21 protein-coding genes and 1 tRNA gene are annotated in these 24,951 nt (G+C 73.9%); 11 read left to right on the top strand and 11 right to left on the bottom strand.

The features are described from left to right. Positions 1-62 precede the first annotated feature (62 nt). From ACI79T_RS16800 to ACI79T_RS16790, 3 genes are read left to right on the top strand one after another with little or no spacing between them, the layout of a single operon-like run. Positions 63-1,055, top strand: coding sequence for an ArsA-related P-loop ATPase (locus ACI79T_RS16800; protein WP_456611226.1), 993 nt, complete (start codon positions 63-65; stop codon positions 1,053-1,055). Then, on the top strand, positions 1,055-2,272 hold the full coding sequence (locus ACI79T_RS16795; protein WP_456611225.1) for an ArsA family ATPase: 1,218 nt from the start codon (positions 1,055-1,057) through the stop codon (positions 2,270-2,272). The genes ACI79T_RS16800 and ACI79T_RS16795 overlap by 1 nt, the downstream gene beginning before the upstream one ends. Positions 2,273-2,314: 42 nt before the next feature. After that, complete coding sequence (locus tag ACI79T_RS16790) at positions 2,315-4,567, top strand: transglycosylase domain-containing protein (protein ID WP_456611224.1); 2,253 nt, start codon at positions 2,315-2,317, stop codon at positions 4,565-4,567. Positions 4,568-4,587: 20 nt separating this feature from the next. On the opposite strand, the gene ACI79T_RS16785 is transcribed toward ACI79T_RS16790, so the two are convergent. Continuing rightward, entirely contained in the window at positions 4,588-5,040 is a 453-nt protein-coding gene (locus ACI79T_RS16785) for a GatB/YqeY domain-containing protein (RefSeq protein WP_456611223.1), read from the bottom strand. 52 nt (positions 5,041-5,092) lie between these two features. Here ACI79T_RS16785 and ACI79T_RS16780 point away from each other — a divergent pair, with 52 nt between their 5' ends. From ACI79T_RS16780 to ACI79T_RS16760, 5 genes are all read left to right on the top strand, one after another. Next, positions 5,093-6,004 (top strand): metallophosphoesterase, encoded by a 912-nt coding sequence (locus ACI79T_RS16780; protein ID WP_456611222.1) that lies wholly within the window; start codon positions 5,093-5,095, stop codon positions 6,002-6,004. A 59-nt stretch (positions 6,005-6,063) separates the two neighbouring features. Continuing rightward, positions 6,064-6,137, top strand: a tRNA-Pro gene (locus ACI79T_RS16775). 91 nt (positions 6,138-6,228) lie between these two features. Continuing rightward, positions 6,229-7,590 carry a hemolysin family protein gene (locus tag ACI79T_RS16770; protein ID WP_456611221.1) on the top strand — a complete coding sequence of 454 codons (1,362 nt, stop codon included), beginning with the start codon at positions 6,229-6,231 and terminating at the stop codon, positions 7,588-7,590. Next, entirely contained in the window at positions 7,587-8,696 is a 1,110-nt protein-coding gene (locus tag ACI79T_RS16765; RefSeq protein ID WP_456611220.1) for a hemolysin family protein, read from the top strand. The genes ACI79T_RS16770 and ACI79T_RS16765 overlap by 4 nt, the downstream gene beginning before the upstream one ends. A gap of 5 nt (positions 8,697-8,701) precedes the next feature. Next, the gene (locus ACI79T_RS16760; RefSeq protein WP_456611219.1) at positions 8,702-10,495 is read left to right on the top strand and encodes a prolyl oligopeptidase family serine peptidase; all 1,794 of its coding nucleotides are present in this window, start codon (positions 8,702-8,704) and stop codon (positions 10,493-10,495) included. Positions 10,496-10,514: 19 nt separating this feature from the next. On the opposite strand, the gene ACI79T_RS16755 is transcribed toward ACI79T_RS16760, so the two are convergent. Genes ACI79T_RS16755 through ACI79T_RS16745 form a run of 3 tightly spaced genes read right to left on the bottom strand, consistent with a single transcriptional unit; the run spans position 10,515 to position 13,341 of the window. After that, the gene (locus tag ACI79T_RS16755; protein WP_456611218.1) at positions 10,515-11,018 is read right to left on the bottom strand and encodes a hypothetical protein; all 504 of its coding nucleotides are present in this window, start codon (positions 11,016-11,018) and stop codon (positions 10,515-10,517) included. Between the two features lie 5 nt (positions 11,019-11,023). Beyond that, complete coding sequence (locus tag ACI79T_RS16750; protein WP_456611217.1) at positions 11,024-12,079, bottom strand: aspartate-semialdehyde dehydrogenase; 1,056 nt, start codon at positions 12,077-12,079, stop codon at positions 11,024-11,026. Further along, positions 12,076-13,341, bottom strand: a complete 1,266-nt coding sequence (locus ACI79T_RS16745) for an aspartate kinase (protein ID WP_456611216.1) — start codon at positions 13,339-13,341, stop codon at positions 12,076-12,078. Before ACI79T_RS16745 ends, ACI79T_RS16750 begins: the two co-directional genes overlap by 4 nt. A gap of 75 nt (positions 13,342-13,416) precedes the next feature. Between ACI79T_RS16745 and ACI79T_RS16740 the strand changes: the two genes are divergently transcribed. The 3 genes from ACI79T_RS16740 (at position 13,417) to leuA (ending at position 17,844) form a co-directional block, all read left to right on the top strand. After that, entirely contained in the window at positions 13,417-15,009 is a 1,593-nt protein-coding gene (locus tag ACI79T_RS16740) for a phospholipase D-like domain-containing protein (RefSeq protein WP_456611215.1), read from the top strand. 275 nt (positions 15,010-15,284) lie between these two features. Continuing rightward, positions 15,285-15,938: a helix-turn-helix domain-containing protein gene (locus tag ACI79T_RS16735; protein ID WP_456611214.1), complete on the top strand. Its 654-nt coding sequence runs from the start codon at positions 15,285-15,287 to the stop codon at positions 15,936-15,938. A gap of 172 nt (positions 15,939-16,110) precedes the next feature. Next, positions 16,111-17,844, top strand: a complete 1,734-nt coding sequence (gene leuA, locus ACI79T_RS16730) for a 2-isopropylmalate synthase (RefSeq protein WP_456611213.1) — start codon at positions 16,111-16,113, stop codon at positions 17,842-17,844. A gap of 25 nt (positions 17,845-17,869) precedes the next feature. Here the strand turns inward: leuA and mnhG are convergent, their stop codons facing one another. From mnhG to ACI79T_RS16695, 7 genes are all read right to left on the bottom strand, one after another. After that, the gene (mnhG, locus tag ACI79T_RS16725) at positions 17,870-18,325 is read right to left on the bottom strand and encodes a monovalent cation/H(+) antiporter subunit G (RefSeq protein WP_456611212.1); all 456 of its coding nucleotides are present in this window, start codon (positions 18,323-18,325) and stop codon (positions 17,870-17,872) included. Continuing rightward, positions 18,322-18,633, bottom strand: coding sequence for a monovalent cation/H+ antiporter complex subunit F (locus ACI79T_RS16720; RefSeq protein ID WP_456611211.1), 312 nt, complete (start codon positions 18,631-18,633; stop codon positions 18,322-18,324). Before ACI79T_RS16720 ends, mnhG begins: the two co-directional genes overlap by 4 nt. After that, a complete protein-coding gene (locus ACI79T_RS16715) occupies positions 18,630-19,217 on the bottom strand; it encodes a Na+/H+ antiporter subunit E (protein ID WP_456611210.1) in 588 nt (195 codons plus the stop codon). Before ACI79T_RS16715 ends, ACI79T_RS16720 begins: the two co-directional genes overlap by 4 nt. After that, positions 19,214-20,980, bottom strand: a complete 1,767-nt coding sequence (locus ACI79T_RS16710; RefSeq protein ID WP_456611209.1) for a Na+/H+ antiporter subunit D — start codon at positions 20,978-20,980, stop codon at positions 19,214-19,216. The genes ACI79T_RS16715 and ACI79T_RS16710 overlap by 4 nt, the downstream gene beginning before the upstream one ends. Further along, on the bottom strand, positions 20,977-21,504 hold the full coding sequence (locus tag ACI79T_RS16705; protein WP_456611208.1) for a Na(+)/H(+) antiporter subunit C: 528 nt from the start codon (positions 21,502-21,504) through the stop codon (positions 20,977-20,979). The genes ACI79T_RS16710 and ACI79T_RS16705 overlap by 4 nt, the downstream gene beginning before the upstream one ends. Next, on the bottom strand, positions 21,501-24,386 hold the full coding sequence (locus tag ACI79T_RS16700; RefSeq protein ID WP_456611207.1) for a Na+/H+ antiporter subunit A: 2,886 nt from the start codon (positions 24,384-24,386) through the stop codon (positions 21,501-21,503). The genes ACI79T_RS16705 and ACI79T_RS16700 overlap by 4 nt, the downstream gene beginning before the upstream one ends. Before the next feature lie 87 nt (positions 24,387-24,473). Next, entirely contained in the window at positions 24,474-24,689 is a 216-nt protein-coding gene (locus tag ACI79T_RS16695; protein WP_456611206.1) for a response regulator transcription factor, read from the bottom strand. Between the last annotated feature and the right edge of the window lie 262 nt (positions 24,690-24,951).

Below are 24,951 nucleotides of genomic sequence, written 5' to 3'. Positions count from 1 at the left end.
ACCGCCGTCGTCCGCCGGCTCCGCACCGGGCCGACCTGCTGTTCAGCTCCTACGCTGGGCCCGTGCCCTCCGAACTGTCGCCCGCGCGCCTGCACGTGGTCACCGGCAAGGGAGGCACGGGCAAGACCACCGTCGCCGCCGCCCTCGCCCTGGCCCTGGCCGCCGACGGGCGCTCGGTGCTGCTGGTGGAGACCGAGGGCCGGCAGGGCGTCGCCCAGCTGTTCGACACCGCACCGCTGCCGTACGAGGAGCGCCGGGTCGCCGTCGCGCGCGGCGGCGGCGAGGTGAAGGCGCTGGCGATCGACGTCGAGGAGGCCCTCCTCGACTACCTCGACATGTTCTACAACCTCCGTCGCGCCGGCCGGGCGCTGCGCAAGATGGGCGCCATCGACTTCGCCACCGCGATCGCCCCGGGGCTGCGCGACGTGCTGATCACCGGGAAGATCAAGGAGGCGGTCACCCGCCGCAAGGACGGCCGGCAGGTCTACGACGCCGTCGTCGTCGACGCGCCGCCCACCGGGCGGATCACCCGGTTCCTCGGCGTCACCGGAGAGATGTCCCAGCTGGCCCGGTCGGGCCCGATCAAGACCCAGAGCGACGGGGTCATGGCGGTGCTGCGCTCCCCGCAGACGGCCGTCCACCTGGTGACCATCCTGGAGGACATGCCGGTGCAGGAGACCGCCGACGCCATCGCCGAGCTGCAGGCCGCCGGGCTGCCGATCGGCTCCGTCATCGTCAACATGGCCGCCGAGCCGGTACTGCCGGCCCCGGCGCTCGCCCGGGCGGCCGCCGGCGAGCTGACCGGCGCGGACCTCGCCCCCGCCCTGGCCACGGCGCAGCTCCGCGGCGGGCCGGACCTCGCCGACGCCCTGGCCGCTGAGGTGGTGGAGCACGCCCGCCGCTGGACCTCGCAGGACGCGCTGCGCCACCAGGTCTCCGCGCTGGAGCGCCCCACCGTGGAGCTGCCGCTGCTGACCGGCCCGGTGGACCTGGGCTGCCTGTTCGAGCTGGCCGGCCGGCTCGAGGAGCACCTGCGCGCGGAGGTCACCCGCTGATGGCCGCCGACACGAGCACGGAGCCGCGCACCCGCGCGACGCGGCAGGCACCGGCGATGGACCTCGACGCCCTCATCGCCGACCGGGAGACCCGCATCATCGTCTGCTGCGGCGCCGGCGGGGTGGGCAAGACGACGACGTCGGCAGCCCTCGCGCTCGCCGCGGCCGAGGCCGGGCGCACCGTCGTCGTGCTCACGATCGACCCCGCCCGGCGGCTCGCGCAGTCGCTCGGCCTGGTGGAGCTGGACAACGAGCCACGGCGGGTCGACGTCCCCGGTGCACCGGGCGAGCTGCACGCCATGATGCTGGACATGAAGCGGACCTTCGACGACATCGTCGCCGCTCACTCCACGCCCGAGCGGGCGCAGGCGATCCTGGACAACCCCTTCTACCAGGCGCTCTCCTCCTCCTTCGCCGGCACGCAGGAGTACATGGCGATGGAGAAGCTGGGCCAGCTGCGGGCCAGCGAGCAGTGGGACCTGGTCATCGTCGACACGCCCCCGTCGCGCTCGGCGCTGGACTTCCTCGACGCCCCCAACCGCATGAGCCGCTTCCTCGACGGCACGATGATCCGGCTGCTCATGGCGCCGAGCCGGGCCGGCTTCAAGTTCGCCAGCGCCGGATTCCTGCTGTTCAGCCGGATCGTCAGCAAGATCCTGGGCGGCCAGCTGCTACGCGACATCTCCGCGTTCGTCGCCGCGCTGGACACCATGTTCGGCGGCTTCCGCGAGCGGGCGACGGCGACCTACGAGCTGCTGCGCCGTCCGGGCACCTCGTTCGTGGTGGTCGCCGCCCCCGAGCCGGACGCGCTGCGCGAGGCGTCCTACTTCGTCGACCGGCTCTCCGCCGAGGGCATGCCGCTGGCCGGGCTGGTCCTCAACCGCACCCACCCCCCGGCGACGACATCGCTCTCCGCGACCCGCGCGGAGGGCGCCGCGGAGACGGTCGCGGAGACCGGTGGCGAGGCGGCCGCGCTGGGGGCGGCGGCGCTGCGGGTGCACGCCGAGCGCATGCAGCAGGCGGGGCGGGAGCAGCACCTGGCGGACCGGTTCACCAGCGCCCACCCCGACGTCGCGGTGCGGACGGTCCCGGCCGCGGCCGGGGACGTGCACGACCTGGCCGGGCTGCGGGTGATGGCCGAGGCGCTCACCGGCGCCGACGGCGACACGCCGACAGGCACGCCGAGGACACGCGTCCTCCCCGCGCGCCGCGGCTGAGCGCCACTCCCCCGCACCGTCACCCGACGTACCCTGGCCGCGATGTCGGAGAACGCGCGCGCCCAGACCCGTCTGCTCGCCAAGCTCGCCGGGACGATCGTCGTCGCCGGCGCGCTCCTGGCGGGCCTCATGCTGCCCTGGATCGGCGGGACCGGGCTGGCGGCACGCAACTCCGTATCGCTGCTGGACGCGCTGCCGGTGGAGCTCACCGACGAGACGCCCGCCGGCGTCACCCGGGTGCTGGCCGCCGACGGGCAGCTGATCACGAACTTCTACGAGAACAACCGCATGCCGGTGACGTCGGACCAGATCGCCGAGGTCATGAAGCAGGCGCTGGTCGACATCGAGGACTCGCGGTTCTACGACCACAACGGCGTCGACGTCCAGGGCACCGTCCGCGCGCTGATGAAGAACCTCGCCGCGGGCGAGGTGCAGGAGGGTGGCTCGACGCTCACCCAGCAGCTGGTGAAGCAGACCCTGCTGCAGACGGCGACCACGCCCGAGGCCCGGGAGGCCGCCGACGCGGAGAACGTGGGCCGCAAGCTGCGCGAGGCGCGCCTCGCCCTCGCCCTGGAGGAGACGTACTCCAAGGACGAGATCCTCACCCGCTACCTGAACCTGGTCTACTTCGGCCAGGGCGCCTACGGCATCGAGGCCGCGGCCCAGCGCTACTTCAGCGTCAGCGCCGCCGACCTCACCCTCCCGCAGGCGGCCATGCTCGCCGGCCTGGTGCAGAGCCCGTTCTACGACGAGCCGATCAACAACCCGGAGAACGCGCAGATCCGGCGCAACCAGGTGCTGCAGCGCATGTACGACCTCGGCCACATCACCGAGCAGGAACTGGCCGACATCTCGGCCCAGCCGGTCCAGGTCGCCCCCGGCCAGGCGCCGGCCAACGGCTGCATCGACGCGTCGATCGGCGGGTTCTTCTGCGCCTACGTCCAGCAGTACCTGATCGGCACGCTGGGCCTGACCCAGGCCGACCTGAACAAGGGCGGGCTGACCATCCAGACCACCCTGCGCCCGGACATGCAGGTCGCCGGCGACCAGGCCGTGCTGGACACCGTGGCCATGGGCGCCGAGACCGTCGGCGTCTTCGACGCGATCGAGCCGGGGACCGGGCACGTGCTCGCGATGAGCGTGAACCGCCGCTACGGCTGCGACGCCCCCGAGTGCGAGTCGGTGAACTTCGCCGTCGTCCCGACCAAGGGCTCCGGCTCGACCTTCAAGACCTTCGTCGCCGCCGCCGCCCTGGAGAAGGGGCTCCCGGCCAGCCACACCATCACCACGAGCGAGCCGTACACCTCCCGGGTCTACGAGACCTACAACCCGGAGACGAGGAAGATCGAGCCCTACTCGATCGGCAACGTGGGCAGCTCCTACCCGCGGACCCTCACCATGACCCAGGCCCTGTACATGTCCTCCAACACCTACTTCCTGGCGCTGGAGGACGCGCTCGGGTCCATCGAGCCGGCCGTCGAGATGGCGCAGCGGCTGGGCATGACCTTCGACTACTCGGTGACCCAGACCCCGGCCCAGACGATCATCGACGAGAACCGCCCGTCGTTCGCCTACGGCACCGACGGCGTCAGCCCGCTGGACCTGGCCAACGCCTACGCGACGATCGCATCCGGGGGCGTGCGGTGCGACCCGACGCCGGTCGTGGCGATCACCACCCCGAACGGGGAGCCCTTCACCGGTGAGGACGGCGAGCCGGTCGTCACGGAGAACACCTGCGAGCAGGTGCTCGAGCCCGGCCTCGCCCACACGCTCAACCAGATGCTGCGTAAGGACGTCGAGCCGGGGAACCGGCTGCAGACCGCCCCGCGCGCCTACATCCCCGGCCACCAGATCGCCGGCAAGACCGGCACGGTGAACGAGCGCGACTCGGTGACCTTCGTCGGGTCGACCCCCGAGTACACCGCCAGCGTCATGGTGTTCCGCCCGCAGGACACCAACGACGTGGGCAGCTACGGCGGTGGCCTGCCGGCGGGCATCTGGCGCGCCGCGATGCTGCCGATCCTCGACGGCCAGCCGACCGCCGAGTTCCCGCCGGCCGACCCGCAGTACGCCGGCCGCGGCGTCGACGCCGCTCCCCAGGGCACCGCCACCCGGTCGAACGACTCCCGTCGCACCTCGACCGCCGGGACGACCGCCTCGCGGAACACCCCCACGCCCCCGGCCGCGACGAACACGCCGGCCCCGGAGCCGGCGCCCGAGACCGCGACGGGCACGGAGCCCACGCCGGGCACGATCGACGAGACCGACCCGGTGACTCCCCCGCCGGTCGACTAGGGACCGGGGGCGAGCCGCCGTCAGGCCAGCTGGCGGCGCACCTCGGCGGCGACGCGGGACCCCTCGGCCCGCCCGGCCACGATCCCGTTGGCCGCACCCATGACCTTGCCCATGTCCTTCATGCCCGAGGCGCCGGTGCGGGTGACGACGTCGGCGACGATCGCGGTCAGGTCGGCGTCCGCCAGCTGCGCCGGCAGGTAGTCCGCGAGCACCTCGCCCTCCGCCTGCTCGCGCGCGGCCTGCTCGGCACGGCCGGCCGAGCCGAACGCCTCGGCGGCCTCCCGGCGCTTCTTGGCCTCCCGGCGCAGCACCGCCTGCACCTCGTCGTCGCTGAGCTCGCGGGCCTCCTTGCCCGACACCTCCTCCGCGCTGACGGCGGCGAGCACCATGCGCAGCGTGGCGGTGCGCAGCTCGTCGCGGGCCTTCATGGCGGTGGTCAGGTCGGCGCGCAGCTGTTCCTTGAGGTCGGGCACGGGTCCAGCCTGACATGACGCCGTCCCGGCGTGCGCCCGTAGGCTCGCACGTGTGCGCTGGTACACCGCCGTCCCCACCGCCGCCGTCGCCTCGGGCGCGGCGGCGACCGCCTACGCGAGCCTCTACGAACGCACCCGCTGGACGCTGCGCCGCTTCGACGTCCCGGTGCTGGCACCCGGCTCCGCGCCGCTGACGATCCTGCAGCTGTCGGACCTGCACATGACCGCCGGTCAGCGGAGCAAGCAGGAATGGATCGCCGGCCTGGCCGCGCTCGGTCCCGACCTGGTGATCAACACCGGGGACAACCTCGCCGGGTTCGACGCCGTGCCGCCCACGCTGCGCGCGCTCGGCCCGCTGATGGACCGGCCGGGTGCCTTCGTGCTGGCCAGCAACGACTACTACGCGCCGCGGCCGAAGAACCCGCTGAAGTACTTCAAGCGCGACCACAAGCGGGTGCACGGCGACGAGCTGCCCTGGCGCGAGCTGCGCGACGGCATGCGCGACCGGGGCTGGCTGGACCTCACCAACAACCGTGGCGAGCTGACCGTCGGCGGACGGCGGATCGTCTTCGCCGGCGTCGACGACTCGCACCTGAAGCTGGACCGCTACGACCTCGTCGCCGGTCCGGCCGACCCGGCCGCCGACGTGCGGATCGGGCTGGCCCACTCCCCCGAGCCGCGGGTGCTCGACCGGTTCGCCGCGGACGGCTACGACCTGCTGCTCTGCGGGCACACGCACGGCGGCCAGCTGCGGGTGCCGTTCTACGGGGCGCTGGTGACCAACTGCGGGATCGACCGGGACCGGGTGCGCTGGCTGCACCGCTGGGCGCCGCCGTCGGCCGCGCACCCGGCCGGCACCTGGCTGCACGTGTCGGCCGGCCTGGGCACCAGCCCGTACGCCCCGGTGCGCTTCGCCTGCCCGCCCGAGGCCACCCTGCTGACCCTCACCGCGCGCCCGGCCTGAGCCGCGGTCCCCCGCCGCCGAGCCGTTCGGCGGCTAGCGCTAGACTCGACGGCGCACCTCGGGGTGTGGCGCAGCTTGGTAGCGCGCGTCGTTCGGGACGACGAGGCCGCAGGTTCAAATCCTGTCACCCCGACCCTCAGCTCAGGGGCCGCCGGAAGGCGGCCCCTGAGTCGTTCCGGCCACGTTCCGGTTGGACCGCCGCGGCGAGGGGCACCGGTGCCGCGATGACCGAATGGCTGCTCCTCCTCGCCGCCGTCCTCCTGACGGCGCTCACCGGCTTCTTCGTCGCAGCCGAGTTCTCCCTCACCACCGTCGACCGGGGCCGGGCCGAGGAGGCCGCCGCCGCCGGTGACCGCCGCGGGCACGGCGTCGTCCGCGCGCTGCGGTCGCTGTCCACCCAGCTCTCGGCCGCCCAGCTGGGCATCACGCTCACCACGCTGCTGGTCGGCTACCTGGCCGAGCCCGCGATCGGCCAGCTGCTGCGCGGGCCGCTGGAGTCCGTGGGCCTGACCGGCGCGTCGACCACCGCGGTGTCGGTCGGCCTGGCCATCGCGCTGGCGACCACGCTGCAGATGCTGCTGGGCGAGCTGGGACCCAAGAACCTGGCCATCGCCAACCCGCTGCAGGTCGCCGGCTTCATCGCCCCGGGCATGCGCGCGTTCACCCTCGTCACCGGCCCTGTCGTCCACACGCTGCAGCGGGTGTCGAACGCCATCGTCCGGCGGCTGGGGTTCGAGCCGCGGGAGGAGCTGGACACCGCCCGGGACGCCGACGAGCTGGCCGCGGTGGCCCGCCGCTCCGCTGCCGACGGCGACCTCTCCCCCGTCGCGGCGCGGCTGCTGGAGCGGTCCCTCCAGCTCGGCGGCAAGTTCGCCACCGACGTGATGACCCCCCGGACGCAGCTGTGGACGCTACGGGCCAGCGCCACCGCCGCCGACGTCATCTCCGCCGCGGTCAGCTCCGGGAACTCGCGCTTCCCGGTCTACGGCTCCGACCTCGACGAGGTGACCGGCGTGGTGCACGTGAAGCACGCCGTCGCGGTGCCCGAGGCCGAGCGCGGCCACCGCACCGCCGGTGAGCTCGCCGTCCCGGTGCTGGCCGTCCCCTCCTCCATGCACCTGGAGCGGCTGCTGGACCTGCTGCGCGACCAGGGGCTCCAGCTGGCCCTCGTCGTCGACGAGTGGGGCGCCACGCACGGGGTGGTGACGCTGGAGGACATCGTGGAGGAGCTGGTCGGGGAGATCACCGACGAGACCGACCGCCCGCTGCGCACGCTGCGCCGCATCGACGACGACACCTGGCTCCTCTCGGGCCTGCTGCGCCCCGACGAGGTGCTCGAGCGCACCGGCATCGCCGTGCCGGAGGGCCGGTACGAGACCCTGGCCGGCTTCCTCACCGACGAGCTGCAGCGCCTCCCCGAGGCAGGCGACTGCGTGACCGTGGACGGCGTCCGGCTGCGGGTGGAGACCCTGGAGGGACGCCGGGTGGCGCGGGTGCGGGCCGAGCGGAGCGAGCCGGCCGACCCGCCGGCGCCCGACGTCGGTGGCGCCACGGCGTCCCGGGTCCGCGAGGAGGTGCCGGCATGACCGCCGTGAGCCTGCTGGTCCTGGTCGCCCTGCTGCTCGGCAACGCCTTCTTCGTCGCCGCCGAGTTCGCGCTGGTGTCCACCCGCGCCGACCAGATCGAGCCCCGTGCGGCCGCCGGTTCGGCCCGCGCGGTGAAGACCCTCGCCGCCATGCGCAACGTGTCGCAGATGATGGCCGGCGCCCAGCTGGGCATCACGCTGTGCTCGCTGGGCCTGGGCGCGGTCGGGGAGCCGGCGGTGGCGCACCTGATCGAGGTCCCGCTGGAGGCCGCCGGCATCCCGGAGGCGCTGCTGCACCCGATCGCGCTGGTGATCGCCCTGTCGATCGTGACCGTCCTGCACATGGTCATCGGCGAGATGGTGCCAAAGAACATCACCATCGCCGGGCCGGACCGGGCGGCGCTGGTGCTCGGGCCCCCGCTGGCGGTCATGGTGCGCCTGCTCAAGCCGTTCATCTGGTTCTTCAACACGATCGCCAACGCGTTCGTGCGGCTCTTCGGCGTCCAGCCCACCGACGAGGTCGCCGCCAGCTTCGACTCGGCGCAGATCCGCTCCATGGTCAACCAGTCCCAGCAGGAGGGGCACCTGGGCACGGAGATGGGTGAGCTGGCCGCCGGCGCGCTCACCTTCGAGCACACCGACCTGGCCGCGGTGGTGCTGCCGCTGGACCGGCTGGTCACCGTGCCCCGCAGCACGACCCCCCGGGAGCTGGAGGACGTCGTCGCCCAGCACGGCTTCAGCCGGTACCCGGTCCAGGGCGCCGACGGCGAGCTGGTCGGGTTCGTGCACGTGAAGGACGTGCTCGACGTGCCAACCGAGCGCCGCGACGACCCGATGCCCGACCGCGACGTGCTGCCCTTCGTGGAGCTGCGGGCCGACGAACCGCTGCCCGAGGTGCTGGCTGCCATGCGGAAGGCCGGCGCCCACCTCGGCCGGGTGGTCGACGACGGCCGCACCACCGGCGTCGTGGCGCTGGAGGACGTGCTGGAGCAGCTGATCGGCGACGTGCGCGACGCCGCCGCCGAGCGGCGCCGCGTCGAGGAGCGGCAGGCGGCGGAGCCCGACGGGGCCGCCCCGATGGCGGGGGCGGGCGCCGGGGGAAGATGAGCCCCGTGACCGCCGATCCCACCGTTCCCGCCCTCTCCCCCGAGGTCACCGCCCGCTGGCAGGCCCGGTTCCGCGCGCCCCGCGTCTCCCTGCCGGACTGGGCCGAGGAGGCCCCGCACCGCAACCTCTACTCCTCCGACGTCAGCGGTGTGGTCGAGCAGTACGCGTGGGACCGGGAGACCGGCACCCACCGTCAGGTGACCGACCGGCCCAACGGCACGCTGATCGCCACCCTCAGCCCCGACGGCGGGACGATCTGGTGGTTCGCCGACGACGACGGCGACGAGTTCGGCGTGTGGATGACCCAGCCGTTCGAGGGCGGCGAGGACGCCGTCGCGGTCGCCGAGGTGGGCCCGGCCTACCCGGCGGGGCTGGAGATCGGGCGGTCGCTGGTCGCGATCGGCCGCAGCACCGACGACGGCAGCGAGCTGTGGCTGGCCCCCACCGGCGGCACGCCGCGGGTGGTCTACCGGCACCCCGATCCGGCGTCGGTGGACGCGCTCACCCGCGACGACGAGCTGCTGGTCATCTCCCACTCCGAGCACGGCGACCCGCGCTACCCCGCGCTGCGCGTGCTGCGGACCGCCGACGATTCCGTGGTGAGCGAGAAGTGGGACGGCGAGGGCCGGGGGCTGCACGCCCTGGAGTTCGCCCCGCTGCCCGGCGACCGGCGGCTGCTGGTCGGGCACGAGCGGCGCGGCCGCGAGGAGCTGCTCCTCTGGGACGTCGTCGCCGGCACCGAGACCGAGATCGTGCTCGACCTGCCCGGTGACGTCACCGCCGGCTGGTACCCCGACGGGTCCGCGCTGCTGGTCGGGCACGACCACGCCGCCCGGAGCGAGCTGTACCGCTACGACCTCGGCTCCGGTGCGCTGGAGCAGCTGGAGACGCCGCCGGGCGTCGTCCGCGGGGCCACCGCCCGCCCCGACGGCACGGTGGAGCTGGCGTGGTCCAACTCGGCGCAGCCGCCGGTGATCCGCCGGGCCGACGGGCCGGTCGTGCTCTCGGTGAGCGACGACGAGCCGCCGGCGGCCTACCCGGTGGAGGACCGCTGGGTCCCCGGACCGGGCGGGGACGTGCACGCGCTGCTGGTGCGCCCCGCCGGGCCGGGGCCGTACGCCACCGCGTTCCTGGTGCACGGCGGCCCGGAGGCCGCCGACGACGACTCCTACCGCGCCCGCCGCGCCGCCTACGTCGACGCCGGGTACGCGGTCGTGCACGTGAACTACCGCGGGTCCACCGGCTACGGCTCGGCCTGGCGGGACGCGCTCACCGGGCGTCCGGGGCTGACCGAGTTGGAGGACATCGGCGCGGTCTACGACGCGCTGGTCGCCGAGGGCGTGATCGACCCGCAGCGGGTGCTGCTGACCGGCGGCTCGTGGGGCGGCTTCCTCACGCTGCTGGGGCTGGGCACCCAGCCGGAGCGGTGGGCGGCGGGGATCGCCGAGGTGCCGGTGGCCGACTACCTGGCCGCCTACGAGGACGAGATGGAGGGGCTGCGGGCCTACGACCGGGCGCTGTTCGGCGGGTCACCGGAGGAGGTCCGGGACGTGTACGTGCGCTCCTCGCCGCTGACCTACGTCGACGCCGTGGCCGCACCGGTGCTCGTGGTGGCCGGCGCGAACGACCCGCGCTGCCCGATCCGGCAGATCGACAACTACCTGGGCCGGCTCGAGGAGCTGGGCAAGGAGCACGAGGTGTACCGGTTCGACGCCGGGCACGGCTCGCTGGTCATCGAGGAGACCATCCGGCAGGTGGAAGTCGCCCTGGCCTTCGCGCTGCGGCACGTGCGGCCCTGACGGTCCCGGCCGGCGCGGCTCAGCGGTCGCGCCGGCCGGCCACCCGGTGGCGGCGGGGTTCCAGCAGCGCCCGGCGGGCGTTCCGCGCCCGCCGCTGGACCGCCCGCTGGAACGCGCGCCGGCCCCCCTGCGGGTCGTCCGGCGAGAACGCCGACCACACGAGGTGGGTGTCCGGCGGCTCGGGCGCCTCGTCGTCCGCCCCCATCCGCTCGTGCAGCGCGGCCAGCACCCGCTCGGTGAGGGCGTCGTCGTCCAGCAGGACGCCGAGCTCCTGCGGGTCGCGCCCTTCCGCGGCCAGCGCATCGGCCACCCAGCCGTACATCCCGGGGCCGAACGCGTGCACGATCCCGTCGCTCAGCACCGCGTGCGCGGCATCGAGGCGGGCACCGCCCTCGAGCGCCACTTCGAGCTCGACCCAGGCCAGCAGGGTGTACCGGTCGGGGCCCGGCCACGGCCGCGGCTCCGGCGCGAACACCGGCCCCCCGTCGGCCGAGGCGTCCTCGTCGGAGACGTCGTCGGGCACGGGTCTCAGCGGCCGCGGGCGGCGATGAGCTCGGCGATCTGGACGGTGTTGAGGGCGGCGCCCTTGCGCAGGTTGTCGTTGCTCACGAACAGCGCGAGACCGCGGCGGTCGTCGACGCCGGGGTCCTGCCGGATGCGGCCGACGTAGCTCGGGTCGCGGCCGGCGGCCAGCAGCGGGTTCGGGACGTCGGAGAGCTCGACCCCGGGCGCCGCGGACAGCAGCTCGGTGGCCCGCTCCACCGTGAGCGGCCGGGCGAACTCGACGTTGAGCGAGAGCGAGTGCCCGGTGAAGACCGGCACGCGCACGCAGGTGCCCGAGACCCGCAGCTCGGGGAGGCCGAGGATCTTGCGGCTCTCGTTGCGGAGCTTCTGCTCCTCGTCGGTCTCGAAGCTGCCGTCGTCGACGACCGAGCCGGCCATCGGCAGCACGTTGAACGCGATCGGCCGCACGTACTTCTGCGGCTCCGGGAAGGAGACGGCCGACCCGTCGTGGGTCAGCTCCGCGGCCTTGTCGACGACGGCCTTGACCTGGCAGTCGAGCTCGTCGACGCCGGCCACCCCGCTGCCGGAGACCGCCTGGTAGGTGCTGGCGACGATGCGGACCAGGCCGGCCTCGTCGTGCAGCGGCTTGAGCACCGGCATCGCGGCCATGGTGGTGCAGTTCGGGTTGGCGATGATCCGGCCGTGCGCCTTCGCGATGTCACCCGGGTTGACCTCGCTGACGACCAGCGGGATCTCCGGGTCGCGCCGGAAGGCCGAGCTGTTGTCGATCACCGTGACGCCGGCGGCGGCGAACCGGGGCGCCTGGGCGCGCGAGGTGGTCGCACCCGCGGAGAAGATCGCGATGTCCAGGCCGGTCGGGTCGGCGGTCGCGGCGTCCTCGACGGTGATCTCGCCGCCGGCCCACGGCAGCGTGGAGCCGGCCGAGCGCGCAGAGGCGAAGAAGCGGAGCTCGGCCAGCGGGAAGTCCCGCTCGGCCAGGATGTCGCGCACGACCCGGCCCACCTGGCCGGTCGCGCCCACGATGCCGACCCGCAGGCCGCTGTCGCTGAACGAGGTCATCGTCCGGTACCTCCGTAGACCACGGCCTCGACGTCGGAGCCGAGGTCGAACGCGTCGTGCACCGCGCGGACGGCGATGTCGACGTCGGTGTCGCGGCAGACCACGGAGATGCGGATCTCCGAGGTGCTGATCAGCTCCAGGTTCACGCCGGCGTCGGCGAGCGCGCCGAAGAACTTGGCGGAGACACCGGGGTGCGAGCGCATGCCGGCGCCGACCAGGCTGACCTTGCCGATGTGCTGGTCGAAGCTCACGTCGGTGTAGCCGACGGTGTGCTTCACCCGCTCCAGGGCGGCGAGGGCCGCGGGGCCGTCGCTCTTGGGCAGCGTGAAGGAGATGTCGGCCAGCTTGCTCGCCTCGGCCGACACGTTCTGCACGATCATGTCGATGTTGATCTCGGCGTCGGCGAGGACCCGGAAGAGCTGCGCGGCCTCACCCGGCCGGTCGGGCACACCGAAGACGGTGATCTTGCCCTCGGAGCGGTCGTGCGCGACGCCCGTGATGATCGCCTGTTCCACCGGGAGGTCCTCCATCGAGCCGGCCACGATCGTGCCGGGGAGCTGTGAGTAGGAGCTGCGGACGTGCACGGGGATGCCGTAGCGGCGGGCGTACTCGACGCAGCGCAGCATGAGCACCTTGGCGCCGGAGGCCGCCAGCTCGAGCATCTCCTCGTAGGTGATGGTCTCGAGCCGCTTGGCGTTCGGGACGATCCGCGGGTCGGCGGTGAAGACGCCGTCGACGTCGGTGTAGATCTCGCAGACGTCGGCGTTCAGCGCCGCCGCCACGGCGACGGCGGTGGTGTCGGAACCGCCGCGGCCCAGGGTGGTGATGTCCTTGGTGTCCTGGCTGACGCCCTGGAAGCCGGCCACGATGACGACCGAGCCCTCGTCGAGCGCCGAGCGCAGCCGGCCCGGGGTGACGTCGATGATCCGGGCCTTGCCGTGGCTGCCGGTGGTGATGACGCCGGCCTGCGACCCGGTGAAGGACCGCGCCTCGTAGCCGTGCTGCGAGATGGCGATGGCCAGCAGCGCCATGGAGATCCGCTCGCCCGCGGTGAGCAGCATGTCGAGCTCGCGACCGGGCGGGTCGTCGGTGATCTGGCTCGCCATGTCGAGCAGCTCGTCGGTCGTGTCGCCCATCGCGGAGACGACCACGACGACGTCGTCGCCGTTCTTCTTCGCGGCGACGATCCGCTCGGCGACACGCTTCATGTGCTCTGCGGAGGCGACGGAGGAGCCGCCGTACTTCTGGACGACGAGGGCCACGGGTCCACAGGCTACCGACGATGCATGCGGGACCGGTGGTTGCGTCCGCCGGTTCCCGCAGTATGAGATCACCGGGTGGATGATCCGTCGGACTGGCTGCTGACCGCTGAGGAGCGCGGCAACCCCGCGTCCGACCTGTCCGCGTGGACCGAGGGGAACCTGGCCGAGCCCCTCGTCCACGGCGCCGCCTACTTCGACCGGCTGGTCGACGTGGTGGACGGCATGGGCGCCGGCGACCACCTGTACTTCACCGACTGGCGCGGCGACCCCGACGAGCAGCTCCGCGACGGCGGCCCCACCGTCGCCGAGCTCTTCGCCCGGGCGCTGGACCGCGGGGTGTGCGTCCGCGGGCTGGTGTGGCGCTCGCACATGGACCGGATGCAGTTCAGCAAGGAGCAGAACCGCGCACTGGACCGCGAGGTCGAGCAGGCCGGTGGCCGGGTGGTGCTCGACCAGCGGGTGCGCTGGATGGGCTCCCACCACCAGAAGTTCGTGGTCGCCCGGCACCCCCGGGACCCGGCCCGCGACGTCGCGTTCGTCGGCGGCATCGACCTGTGCCACGGCCGACGGGACGACGCCGAGCACGCCGGCGACCCGCAGCCGGTGCCCATGGCCGGCCTGTACGGGGACCGGCCCGCGTGGCACGACGTCCAGCTGCAGATCCGCGGGCCGGCGGTGGCCGCGATCGAGACCGTCTTCCGGGAGCGCTGGGACGATCCCACGAACCCGCTGGCCCACAACCCGATCGCCTGGGTGCGCGGCAAGCTGAACAGTGCCCGGCTGCAGCCGGAGAAGCTGCCGGACCCGCTCCCCCCGCCGCCGCCCTGCGGGCCGCACCTGGTGCAGCCGCTCCGGACCTACCCCACGATCCGCGCGTCCTACGACTTCGCACCCGAGGGCGAGCGCTCGGTCGCCCGCGGCTACCGCAAAGCCGTGAACCGGGCCCGGCGGCTGGTCTACATCGAGGACCAGTACCTGTGGTCGGCCGACGTCGCCCGGCTGTTCTGCGACGCGCTGACCGACTCGCCCGACCTGCACCTGGTCGTGATCGTCCCCCGCGCGCCGGACCACGAGGGCCGGTTCTCCGAGGTGCCGCAGTACATCGGGCACCGGCAGGCGATCCAGCGGTGCAAGGAGGCCGGGCCGGGTCGGGTGCACGTCTTCGACGTGGAGAACCCCGCCGGTATGCCGGTGTACGTGCACGCCAAGGTCTGCGTCATCGACGACACGTGGGCCGCGGTCGGCAGCGACAACTTCAACCGGCGCTCCTGGACCCACGACAGCGAGCTGTCCGCGGCGGTCCTCGACACCACCCTGGACGCGCGGGAACCCCGCGATCCGGCGGGTACCGGTGACGGCGCCCGGACCTTCGCGCGCGACCTGCGACTCCGGCTCGCCCGCGAGCACCTGGGCCTCCCCGACGACGGCAGCGAGGACGAGCTCGCGATCGACCCCGCGGCATTCGTGGCCACCCTCGAGGCGCGTGCCGCCGCCCTCGACGGCTGGCACCTCGGCGGGCAGCGGGGCCCACGGCCGCCGGGCCGGCTCCGCCCGCACCGCGCCGAGCCGCTCCCGCTGCTCACCCGCCTGTGGGCGACGCCGCTCTACCGGCTGGTCGTCGACCCCGACGGCCGGCCGCTGCGCATGCGCCTGGCCAAGAGCTTCTGAGTCCACCCCGAGCGAGCAACGCTGCCCCTCGCCGCCAGCTGGTCTTCCCGGACAGTCCGACTCTGCCCAGCCGGTGTGGGCAGAGACAGAAGGCCACCAGGACACCACCCCGGCACAGTCCGACTCTGCCCAGCCGGTGTGGGCAGAGACAGAAGGCCACCAGGACACCACCCCGGCACAGTCCGACTCTGCCCAGCTGATGTGGGCAGAGTCGGACTGTCCACAGATCACGGACGAGACTCACGACCGACCCACAACGGGGCCACGCTCGTCCGGTGGCCGACGCCTCCCCCGTACCGGACTTCGATCTGCGCGGCCTGCTCCGGCGGATCCGCCGCCGAGCCGATCTGTCGCAGCGTGAGCTCGCGACCGAACTCCACGTCTCGAAGTCCACGGTCGCCGCCGTGGAGGCGGGCACCACGGGCATGGACGCACGCCTGCTGGCGGCCGCCGCGGGACTGGCCGGGCTGCGGCTCGGACTGCTCGACGGCCACGGACGCGAGGTCTGCGGGATGGCCGGCGACACCGTTCGCGACGCGGCCGGACGGCAGTTCCCCGCCCACCTGGACACGGTGCTGAGCGACGAGCGGTCCTCGCGGTGGGAGGACCGGCGCGACCGGTCCCGGCCGATCTACACGTTCGGCCGCCGCTCCCCGTGGGGTCTCCCGGGGAGCCGCACGGAGAACCGGCCCGACGACCACCTGCGCCCGCAACCCGGCGACTCGCCCGAGGAGCGCGCGGAGGCACGCCGGGCGGCGCGGTGGCGCCGGTCCCGGGAGGAGCTCGAACGGCGGTTACTCGCCGGCGAGCTGGCCGGGCTGCCCGACCCGTTCACCTGCACCTGCCCGCCCGCCTGCGACGAGCTCGACGACCGGGACGGGCCTCCCGTCCACGCCGACGGCTGCCCGTGCCGCTGCGATCTGGGCTGACCCGCTGCTACCGTGGGCGGCGTGCGCGGCAGCCTCCTGCTTACCCGCCGCGGCGAGGCCCTCTCCTAGGTCGGCTTCCTCGCCGCGGGGTTCAGGCGTTCCCGACGCCCGCTGACCGTCTACGGAGCCGTGCGCACTCCGCGCACGAGCAGCCCGCACCAGGAGCCTCCCCATGAGCGACACCCACCCGCACGCCCGCCATCCGCAGCAGCCCTCCCGGATGCCGGTCCACCGCTACGCGCCCTTCACCCCCGTGGTGCTGCCCGACCGCACCTGGCCCGACACGGTCACCACCGCAGCCCCGCGCTGGTGCGCGGTCGACCTGCGCGACGGCAACCAGGCGCTGATCGACCCGATGACGCCCGACCGCAAGCGGCGCATGTTCGACCTGCTCGTCCGCATGGGTTACAAGGAGATCGAGGTCGGCTTCCCGGCGGCCAGCCAGACCGACTACGACTTCGTCCGCCAGCTGATCGAGGACGACCTGATCCCGGGCGACGTGACGATCCAGGTGCTCACCCAGGCCCGGGACGAGCTGATCGAGCGCACCTTCGAGTCCCTGCGCGGCGCCGAGCAGGCGATCGTGCACCTCTACAACTCGACGTCGACGCTGCAGCGGCGGGTCGTGTTCGGCTCCGACCGCTCCGGCATCGTCGACATCGCCGTCCACGGCGCCCGGCTGGTGCGCAAGCTGGCGGAGCAGATGCCCGAGACCGACATCCGCTTCGAGTACTCCCCCGAGTCCTTCACCGGCACCGAGCTCGACTTCGCCGTCGAGATCTGCAACGCCGTCACCGACGTCTGGGAGCCCACCCCCGACCGGCCGACCATCCTCAACCTGCCGGCGACCGTCGAGATGGCCGAGCCGACCGTCTACGCCGACCAGATCGAGTGGATGCACCGCAACCTCGGCCGGCGCGACTCGGTCGTGCTGAGCCTGCACCCGCACAACGACCGGGGCACCGCCGTCGCCGCCGCGGAGCTCGGCTACCGCGCCGGGGCCGACCGCATCGAGGGCTGCCTGTTCGGCAACGGCGAGCGCACCGGCAACGTCGACCTGGTGACCCTGGGCCTGAACCTCTTCAGCCAGGGCATCGACCCGCAGATCGACTTTTCCGACATCGACGAGATCCGCCGCACCGTCGAGTACTGCAACCAGCTGGGCGTGCACGAGCGGCACCCGTACGGCGGCGACCTGGTCTACACCGCCTTCTCCGGCTCCCACCAGGACGCCATCAACAAGGGCTTCAAGGCGCTGGAGGCCGACGCGCGGGCCGCCGGCGTCCCGGTCGAGCAGCAGGCGTGGGCGGTCCCCTACCTGCCGATCGACCCCAAGGACGTCGGGCGCAGCTACGAGGCCGTCATCCGGGTGAACAGCCAGTCCGGCAAGGGCGGCGTCGCCTACATCATGAAGACCGAGAACCACCTGGACCTGCCGCGCCGGCTGCAGATCGAGTTCAGCGCGGTCATCCAGCGGCACACCGACGACGAGGGCGGCGAGGTCACCGCCGCGCAGATGTGGACCGCGTTCAGCAACGAGTACCTGCCGGACGCGGCCGCACCGTGGGGCCGCTTCTCGCTGGCCGGCCACCGGCACACCGCGCACGGCGACTCCCTCGACGAGATGGTCGTGGAGCTCGTCGACCAGGGCGTACCGGTGACGGTGGAGGGCCGCGGCAACGGCCCGATCGCCGCGTTCGTGGACGCGCTGAAGACGCTCGACGTCGACGTCCGCGTCCTCGACTACGCCGAGCACGCCATGTCCGCCGGCGGCGACGCCCGCGCGGCGGCCTACGTCGAGTGCGCCGTCGGCGACCGGGTGCTGTGGGGCGTGGGCATCGACCCGAACATCGTCACCGCCTCGCTGCGCGCCGTCGTCTCCGCGGTCAACCGGGACCAGCGCTAGGACCGCACCGCCGCGGAGGGCGGGGTCAGCCGGGCTGCTCCCGGTGGGCCTCGTCCTCCCGGCGGCTCTGCTCCAGGGCCCGGCCCGGCTCCTCCGGCGGCGCGTCGGCCGGCTCGTCCCCGCGGTACACGCTGTCCCGCGCCTCGCCGCTGCGCAGGTCGTCGACCAGCAGCAGGTCCCGCCGGACGTGTCGCCGCCGGTAGGCCACCCGGCTGATCATGTGCGCGCTCACCGGCGCGGTGAGCATCTGGAACGCCGCGACCAGCAGCAGCATCCAGGTCGTCGACCAGCCCTGCAGCCGGATGGCGCCCCCGAGCATGACCAGCAGGAAGCCCAGGACCTGCGGCTTGGTCCCGGCGTGCATCCGGGTCAGGACGTCGGGGAACCGCAGCAGCCCCAGGCCGGCGGTGAGGCACAGGAACGACCCGATGAGCAGCAGCCCGACGGCGACGACGTCACCGGCGGTGGAGATGTCGTTCACCGCGGCACCTCCCCCGCCGCCCGGTCCGCCGGTTCCTGCTGCGGCGAGCGCAGCATCATGCCGCCGATGTAGCGCGCCACCGACACCGAGCCGACGAACGCCAGCAGCGACACCACGACCAGCACGGGGACCACGGTCGGGTCCCGCTCCAGCGCCGCGTGCACGGCCAGCCCCGCCGCGATGACGACCAGCAGGGTGTCGGTGGCCACCACCCGGTCCAGCAGCGACGGACCGCGGGCGAGCCGGACCAGCGCGAGCAGCGCCCCGATGCCGAGCATCCCGTAGGCCAGCCAGTAGACGACGGTCACGGCGTCCGCCTCCCCGGGGTCTCGGCCCGCTCACCCGGCGACAGGCCCAGTGCGGCGATCTCGGCGGCGGACCCGAAGGCGCGCACCACCCGCTCCTCCTGGGCCAGGACCGACTCCCTCTGGCGCAGCACGTCGCTCTCGTCCTCCACGTGCAGGATGTGCACCGCCAGCGTCCGCCGCTCGCGGTCCATGTCGACCACCATCGAGCCCGGCACCAGGGTGAGCGACTCGGCCAGGATCGTCAGCAGCAGGTCGGAGTCGGTGCGCAGCTGCACCCGGATGATGGCGCTGCGACCGATCCCCCGCGGCCGGACGGTCTGCCACGCGACCTCCGCGCCCGACGTCACCAGGTCGACGAGGAAGTAGCCGACGAAGCGCAGGAAGCCCAGCGGACGCACGCGGGTGCCGCCCACGACCGGTGGCAGCGGCAGCAGCACGGTCACCAGCAGGGCGACCGCGATCCCGCCGAGCAGGTTGGCCCACGACCACGTGCCCCACAGGAAGTTCCAGACGAGCACCAGCCAGACCAGCAGCGGCAGCTGGTGCCGCAGCTGGTGGGCGACGCCCGACGGCTCGTCGGTCACGGCGCCTCCTCCACCCCGATGACGGCCCCGACGTAGGGATCCCGGTCGCGGAGGTCCTCGGCCGCGCGCTCGGCGACGCCGTAGAGCGGCCCGGCGATCGCGGTGAGCCCGACGGTCACCACCACCATCGCCGTCGTCGCCCCCACCATCACCCGTGGCAGCGGCCGCGCGGATGCCAGCCCGTCCTCCGGATCCCCGCCGAACCCGTCGGTGGGTGGGGTGGCTGCGGTCGCCACCGCGGTGTGCCGCGCCCAGGCCGCGCGCCGGGCCGCCGCCCGCCGGGGGGTGCCGGTCAGCAGGGATGCGGCGTCGTCGTCCGCCGCGGTCTCCTTCTCGCCGGCGGGCTGGTGCTCGTCGGCGGGCCCGGGCAGCGGCGCGGGGCCGAGTTCCGGCCCGGCGTCGGCCGCGGCCGCGGCGTCGGTGTCGGCGCCCGGCGGCTGGGCCGGCGGGCGCCAGAAGGCCCGGGACCAGACCCGGGAGATGGCCAGCAGGGTGAGCAGGCTGGCCACCACACCGGCGCCGACCACGGCGACCGGCAGCCCGCCGCCGTCGGCGATCCCGGCCTCGAGCAGCCCCAGCTTGCCGATGAAGCCGGAGAACGGCGGGATGCCCGCCAGGTTCATCGCGGGCACGAAGAAGAGCACGGCCAGCAGCGGGGACGCGGTGGCCAGCCCGCCGAGGCGGTCGACGGACGTCGACCCGCCCTGCCGTTCGATCAGCCCGGCGACGAGGAACAGCGTGGTCTGGATGGCGATGTGGTGGACGACGTAGAAGACCGCGCCGGCCAGGCCCGCCTCCGAGGCCAGGGAGATCCCGAAGATCATGTAGCCGATGTGGCTGACCAGCGTGAACGACAGGATCCGCCGGATGTCGGTCTGCGCCACCGCGCCCAGGATGCCGATCAGCATCGTGGCCAGCGCCGCCCACATCAGCACCCGGTCCAGCCCGCCCCCGGGGAACAGCAGCGTCTGGGTGCGGATGACCGCGTAGACGCCGACCTTGGTGAGCAGCCCGGCGAAGACCGCGGTGACCGGTGCCGGGGCGGTCGGGTAGCTGTCGGGCAGCCACGCCGACAGCGGGAAGACCGCCGCCTTGATGCAGAACGCGATGAGCAGCATCGACTGCAGCAGCAGCTGGGTGCCCTCCGGCAGGTCCGCCAGCCGCCCGGCCAGCTGCGCCATGTTGACCGTGCCGGTCGAGGCGTAGACCAGCGCGATCGCCGCCAGGAACAGCAGCGAGCTGAGCAGGCTGACCACGATGTAGGTGATCCCGGCGCGGATGCGCGCGGCCGAGCCGCCGAGGGTCAGCAGCACGTAGCTGGCGGTCAGCAGGATCTCGAAACCGACGTAGAGGTTGAACAGGTCGCCGGCCAGGAAGGCGTTGGCCACGCCGGCGATGAGCACGAGGAACGTCGGGTGGAAGATCGAGATCGGCGTCTCCTCGTCGCCGTCGGCCGCGCCCTGCCCCACGGCGAAGAACAGCACCCCCAGCGCCACCGTCGCCGCCACCACGAGCATCAGCGCCGAGAGCCGGTCGACGACCAGCACGATGCCCAGCGGCACCGGCCAGCCACCCAGCGACACCGCCACCGCGCCCTCCGCGTCGGCGAGCACCAGGAGGGCCACCGAGACGGCGAGCACCGAGCTCAGCACCAGCACGCTCAGCATCCGCTGCACGTACGGGTGCCGTCCGCCGACGATCAGGGCGACGGCGGCCCCGAGCAGCGGCAGCAGGACGGGGAGCGGGGCGAGGACGCCGGTCACCGGCGCCTCCGCCGGGTCGGGGGCAGGTCGACGTCGTCGGAGGGGATCCCGGCGTAGTCCCGCTCGAGCCGCGCCGCGACGTCCTCGTCGCTCACCCCGGTGTCGGCGTGCGCCGCCGAGCGGTCCTCGGGCGCGAGGTCGTCGGGGTCGATCTCGTCGGCGTCGGTGCCCGACCGGCGGGCGACCCGCCGGTCCTCCTCGTCCACCTGCACGACCTCCTGCCGGACCAGCCGCCAGGACCGGTAGATGATCGCCAGCACGAACGAGGCGATGCCGAACGTGATCACGATGGCGGTCAGGATCAGCGCCTGCGGCAGCGGATCGCTCATCTCCTCCGGTTCGGCGTACCCGACGATCGGCGCGAGCCCGGCCGGGCCGCCGGTGGACAGCAGCAGCAGGTTGGTGGCGTTGCCCAGCACCAGGAAGCCCAGCAGCACCCGGGTGAGGCTGCGGTCGAGCAGCAGGTAGACCCCCGCGGCGTAGAGCGCGCCGATCACCACCGGCAGGACGACGGTCGGCGTCATCGGGCGATCACCTCGCCGGGCGCGGCGTCGATCGGGTCGTGCTCGTCGGCCTGGCGGTCCAGCTCGGCGCCCAGGCTGCGGAGGATGTCGAGCACCAGGCCCACCACGATCAGGTAGACGCCGACGTCGAAGAACAGCGAGGTCACCAGCTTGACGTCGCCCAGCACGGGCAGCGCCGTCTCCAGGATCGCCGTCTCCAGGACCTCCGCCCCGAGCAGCAGCCCGGTGACGCCGGTGCCGCCGGCCAGCAGCAGGCCCGCGCCCAGGAGCAGCCCCGGGTCCACAGGCGCGGCCTCGCCCAGCTCGTAGCGGCCACCGGCCAGGTACCGCAGAACGAGCGCGAGCCCGGCGACCAGGCCGCCGGCGAAGCCGCCGCCGGGCTGGTTGTGCCCGCTGAACAGCAGGAACACCGAGAAGACGACGATCGAGTGGAACAGGATCCGGGTGACCACCTCGAGCACCACCGAGCGCCGCTCGGGCGAGAGCGCGGCGGAGGCCGAGAGCCACTGACGCCGCGGGGCCCGGCGGGACCGCTTCTCCTGGCGGGCCAGGCGCACGGGGTCGAGCCGGTCGACGCTCCCGGTGCGCCGGCGCAGGAACACGAGGCTGGCGATGCCGGTCGCGGCGACGACGAGCAGGGAGATCTCCCCCAGGGTGTCCCACGCCCGGATGTCGACCAGGGTCACGTTGACGACGTTCTGCCCGCCGCCGAGCTCGTAGGCGGCATCCGGGTAGGCGAGGGACACCGGCTCGGCGTCGCGGGCGCCGAGCGCCACCGCCCCGGCTCCGGCCATCACCAGCCCGACGGCGACGGCGACGGCACCGCGCACCGCGCGTTCGCGGGGCCGGTGCCGCTCGGTGATGTCCTTGGGCAGCTTGCGCAGGACCAGCACGAAGACCACCAGCGTGAGCGTCTCGACCAGGAACTGGGTGAGCGCCAGGTCGGGCGCCCCGTGCAGGGCGAACAGCACCGCGAGCCCGTAGCCGGAGACGCCCACGACGAGCACGGCGGACAGCCGCTGGCGGATGCTGAGGGCCAGCACGGCGGCGATGACGACGACCGCCCCGACGAGCGCCTGGATCGGGCTGTCCCACGCCCGCCACTCCGCCGGCCACGGCGCGAGGAACAGCAGCACCGAGCCGGGCAGGGCCAGCACGACGACCAGGATCGTCCCCAGGTAGGCCGGCAGGGAGCCGCGCTGCGTGGTCCCGGTGACGAGGACGGCGACGCGGTCGAGCGCCTGCATCGTGTTCCAGTAGCCCTCGTCGGCCGAGGCCCCGACCGCCAGCCGCCGCTGCAGGCGGAACACCGGGCGCCGGGCGGCGAACAGCGCGGCACCCCCGAGCAGGGTGAGCGCGGACAGCCCCAGCGCGGGCTGGACGCCGTGCCACAGCGCGAGCTCCTCCGCCTCGGGGGCGATCAGCGGCATGCGGTCGGCGTAGCCGGCGACGAGCGGCTCGAGCAGCGGGCTGGCCGGGCCGGCGACCAGCCCGGTCAGGGCCAGGACCACCGGCGCGGCGAGGAACAGCGGCCCCGGCGGGTGGATGAGCTCGGCCGGCGCGGTGGGCGGCAGGCCGCCCTTGCGGGCGAACGCACCCCACAGGAAGCGGGCCGTGTAGCCGGCGGTGAGCGCCGACCCGGCGACCAGCCCGGTCAGCACCAGCACGGCGGCGGTGCGGTCGGGCAGGCCGCCCTCCCACAGCGCGGTGAACGCCGCCTCCTTGCCCACGAAACCGAGCAGCGGCGGCAGCCCCGCCATGGAGGCCCCGGCCAGGCCGCCGACGACCGCCAGCACGGGCAGCCGGCGGCCGAGCCCGGAGAGCTGGCGCAGGTCGCGGACGCCCGTGGCGTGGTCGATGACGCCGACGGTCAGGAAGAGGGTGGACTTGAACAGCGCGTGCGCCAGCGTCATCGCCAGCCCGGCGGCGGCCAGCTCCCTGGTCCCCGCACCCACCAGGACCATGAGGAAGCCGAGCTGGCTGACCGTGCCGAAGGCCAGCAGCAGCTTGAGGTCGTTCTGCCGGAGCGCCCGGTAGCCGCCGACGAGCATGGTCGCCACGCCCAGCCCGAGCACCACGGGCCGCCAGCCCGGCACCTCGGCGAAGCCGGGGGCGAAGCGGGCGACCAGGTAGATGCCGGCCTTCACCATGGCGGCGGCGTGCAGGTAGGCGCTGACCGGGGTCGGCGCCTCCATGGCGGCCGGCAGCCAGAAGTGGAACGGGACCATCGCCGACTTCGTGACCGCCCCGGCGAGGACGAGCATCGTCCCGGCGACCAGGAACGGCCCGCTGCCGGGGTCGGCGACGACCTCCGACAGCAGGTAGCTGCCGCTGGTCTCGCCGATCATGATCAGCCCCACCAGCATGGCCAGGCCGCCGGCCGTGGTGAGGATCAGCGCCTGGCTCGCCGCCCGCCGGGCAGCGAGCTTGGTGCCCGTGCCGCCGATGAGCAGGAAGGAGAAGACGGTCGTGAGCTCCCAGAACACGTAGAGCAGGAGCAGGTCGTCGGCGAGGACCAGACCGAGCATGGAGCCGGCGAAGGCGGTGAGGTGCCCGGCGAAGCGGCCGGCCCCGTCGTCGTCGGGCTCGAAGTAGCGGGAGCAGTAGAGCAGCACGAGGGCGCCGACCCCGGTGACCAGCAGGGCGAACAGCAGCGCGAGCGCGTCCAGCCGCAGGGCGATGCCCAGGTCGAGCGCCGGCACCCACGGGGCGGTCTCGGTGACCGCGCCGCCGCCGGTCACCACGGGCAGGCGGGTCAGGACCCAGCCGAAGCCCGCCGCCGGCACGAGCGCCAGCACGAGGAACGCCTGCCGGCCCCACGACCGGACGAGCACGGGCGCCAGCAGGGCGGCCAGCACGTGGAGCGCCAGGACAGCGAGCACGGGTCTCCGGGAGTCTCGAGGGGCTCGGGGACGACCACAGACGTCCGGGGACAGCCGGCGGTGGTCGCCCCAGATTACGGGCGGACGTCAGCGTCCGCCCGGCGTGACCAGGCCGCTCTCGTAGGCGAACGCCACCGCCTGCACCCGGTCGCGCAGCCCCAGCTCGAGCAGCAGCCGGCTGACGTGGGTCTTGACCGTCGCCTCCCCCAGGTACAGCCGGGCGGCGATCTCGGCGTTGGACAGACCGGTGGCGACGAGCGCCCGGCTGCTCGCCCCGGCGGTCGCCTCGCTGGCCCTGGCCATGGCGCTGACCTTCTCGCCGCTGCTCTTCGCCGGGATCATGCTGCTCGGCGCCGTCCCGGCCTTCGTGGTCGGCGGGCGACTCGTCCAGCGCAACCGCGCGGAGGCGGCCGCCGCCTGACATTGATCAGGTCACCTGATCAACAAGGGTCCTGGGGGGGGGGGGGGGGGGGGGGGGGGGGGGGGGGGGGGGGGGGGGGGGGGGGGGGGGGGGGGGGGGGGGGGGGGGGGGGGGGGGGGGGGGGGCGGGGCGGCGGGGGCGCGC

It is taken from the genome of Blastococcus sp. SYSU DS0619 (genome assembly GCF_054051035.1).
Note: the sequence above shows the minus strand (reverse complement) of the source record. Positions and strands in the feature narration are given on the sequence as shown.